Genomic DNA, 2,612 nt, shown 5'->3' with positions numbered 1-2,612 from the left:
GTTAATGGTCAAATTTATATGGGAGTTTGGGGAAATAAAAACTCAGGAATTCTCACTGTGGATCAGTTTGATAACAGTGGAACTATAGCTTCAAGCGATAAAGGAGTTTTTTTCGAAGGCGGTGCTAATAATAAATCTACGATTAATAATTTTAACAATACTGGAGTTATAAGTTCAACAAATAAAGAAGCGGTCCAGTTTACTCATACTAATGTACAAACTCTTAAAAATAGCGGCACTATTCAAAGTAGTAGCCAAGAGGCAAACAATTGGGTAAATCATGGAATGTATATTAGTGACTCTACAATCCAAACATTTATCAATAGCGGAACTGTAAAAGGTGATGGAAAAACAGATCCAGGAGGGGTTAATGGAGCTTCTTATGCAAGCGTCGGAGTCAATCTTCAAGCTTCTACTATAACAAATTTTGATAACTCAGGTATTCTTTCAGGAAGAGTAGGTATAAATATATCAAGCACTACTATAGATAATTTTAAAAACACTGGTACTATAGAAGGAACATCTGGAGCCAAACAATTATCAGGAGCAATATTCATTCAAAGTTGGCTTCAAACAAGCTCCACTATTAAAAATTTTGAAAACACAGGCCTAATCAAAAATCAAAACGGCAATGCTATCTTCATAGGTGATGGCAACAAGATAGAAACCCTTAAAAATAGTGGAACTATAGAAGCAGGCAACAATGGTATAACTTTTTATGCATTTGATACAAATAAAAAGCCCGTTAATATTGGTAAAATCACTATAGAAAGTGGTGGTGTTATTAAAGCAGGCAATGATGCAATCCATATAGATGGAAGTAAAAATGGTATTGAGGGTGAAGGTATTGAAGTTAAAGAAGGGGGTAGATTAGAAGGTGGTAATGCAGGTATTTATATAGGCGGTGGTAAGCAAGTAAATACTAGCATCAATGTATCTGGAACTATCCAAGGTGGTAATGGGGGTATTATAAATACTGGAACCATTGGAAAAGAAGGACAAGAAAAACAAGAATACGGAATCACTATTGAAAATGAAGGTCTTATTGCTTCGGCAAAAGGAAGCGGTATTTTAAATACTGACAATGGAATTATTTATGGTAATATTTTCAATAAAAGTAATAATAATTTAAGTTTAAAAAATGATTCTGATGCGACTATTACAAGTGGTATTAAAAATGAAGGTAGTGGAACCATCTTTGTTAATAACCAAGGAACCATAGATAAAGATAATAGTGGTAATCATTTAGTTAACAGCGGATCTGGTAGCATAGTCATAGAAGATTGGCTTGTTACTACAGATAAAGATACGGGTAAATTAGACACTATAGTTGTAGGTGGAAGCAATACGGATAATGTAAAAGTAGATAATATAACCGTTGATCAAGGCAATGCTGATCTAGATGGAATAGGAGATATAAATGATATCATCTCAGGGGTAAAACCAGATAATATTGGCAATATAGGAACCAATGGTAGCGGGGAAATTGATTTAATCTATGATCCAATAACAGGAAAAGTTCATAAAAGGTTTGATCTTAGTGCTTCCATATCTGGAGCAACCTTTAGATCTTTAATCTCTACTACTTCAAGAAGATCTACCTTTATAGACAATGTTATGGGTAATTCTATGCAAAGCTTTGCTTTAGCTTCTTCAAGTAAGTCTCAAAGCATTGCTATGTCTGAAAAGGGTAATTTATATGCAGATGCAAGTGATTATATAAAGAGTGATTTAAATAATGGAAGCTATGGTTCTAATAAAGAACATTCTTTATTCATCCTTCCTTATGCTTCTTCACAGAATGTTGAACTTTCTTTAAATGAAGAAAGCAAAGGACACACTAAAGGAACCATTATAGGTTATTCTACTTTAAAAGACAGTGGAATATATGGCGTGTATGCAGGTTATGAAGATACAAGAATGGGTTCAACTTATTTTGATATTAATAATAGAACCTATTATGCAGGTTTAAAATACTTTAATACCTTATTTACTACAGAAAAAGGTCAAGAAGTTTATATCAAAGCTCAAGGTAAAGCTGCTTTGATTAAAAATGATTTAACTAAAAAAATAGGAAATAATGAAGCTAAAGCTGAACCTAATTCTTATGCTTATGGAGTCAATACAGCCTTAGGTATGAATTTTATTTCTAATAAAGATATATTCTCCCCTGAAATAGGTCTTGCTTATGAAGGAGGTTATACTGAAGCTTTTTCTATGAAAGACACTATAGGACAAGCATCAGTTCAAGGTGGAGAAAGAACCTATGCAAACTATTTAAATCTTTTCTCTACTAAAACAAGTCTTACTTGGTTTAGAGATTGGTTGCCTAATTTAAAAACTTCAGTAGAACTTGGAGCTAAGTTTAATATCAATCCTAAAGTAGAAGCTGAGGCTAGATTTGGAAATATAAAAGTAAGTGATGAGTTTGATTTACCAAGAATACAAAAATTTGTAAGCACTTCTTTTATCGTTCCTGTTAATGAAGCTTTCTATTTTAGTTTAAACTATAATGGAATGTTTGATAAAGATGGCAATACCCATACAGGATTTGCTCAGTTTAATTATCTTTGGTAATCTTATAAAAGATCATACCTTAGTTTAATTAGTTT

1 protein-coding gene is annotated in these 2,612 nt (G+C 32.4%); it reads left to right on the top strand.

What is annotated here, in order from left to right; genetic code table 11:
• A partial coding sequence (locus AJ930_RS10300) for an autotransporter outer membrane beta-barrel domain-containing protein (protein WP_186820860.1) occupies positions 1–2,577 on the top strand: 2,577 nt, incomplete at its 5' end.
• Positions 2,578–2,612: the final 35 nt, after the last annotated feature.

This window comes from Campylobacter sp. BCW_6871 (genome assembly GCF_001762325.1).
Classification (GTDB): domain Bacteria; phylum Campylobacterota; class Campylobacteria; order Campylobacterales; family Campylobacteraceae; genus Campylobacter_D; species Campylobacter_D jejuni.
The sequence above is the reverse complement of the archived record's forward strand: the minus strand, read 5'-3'. Positions and strand labels throughout refer to the sequence as shown.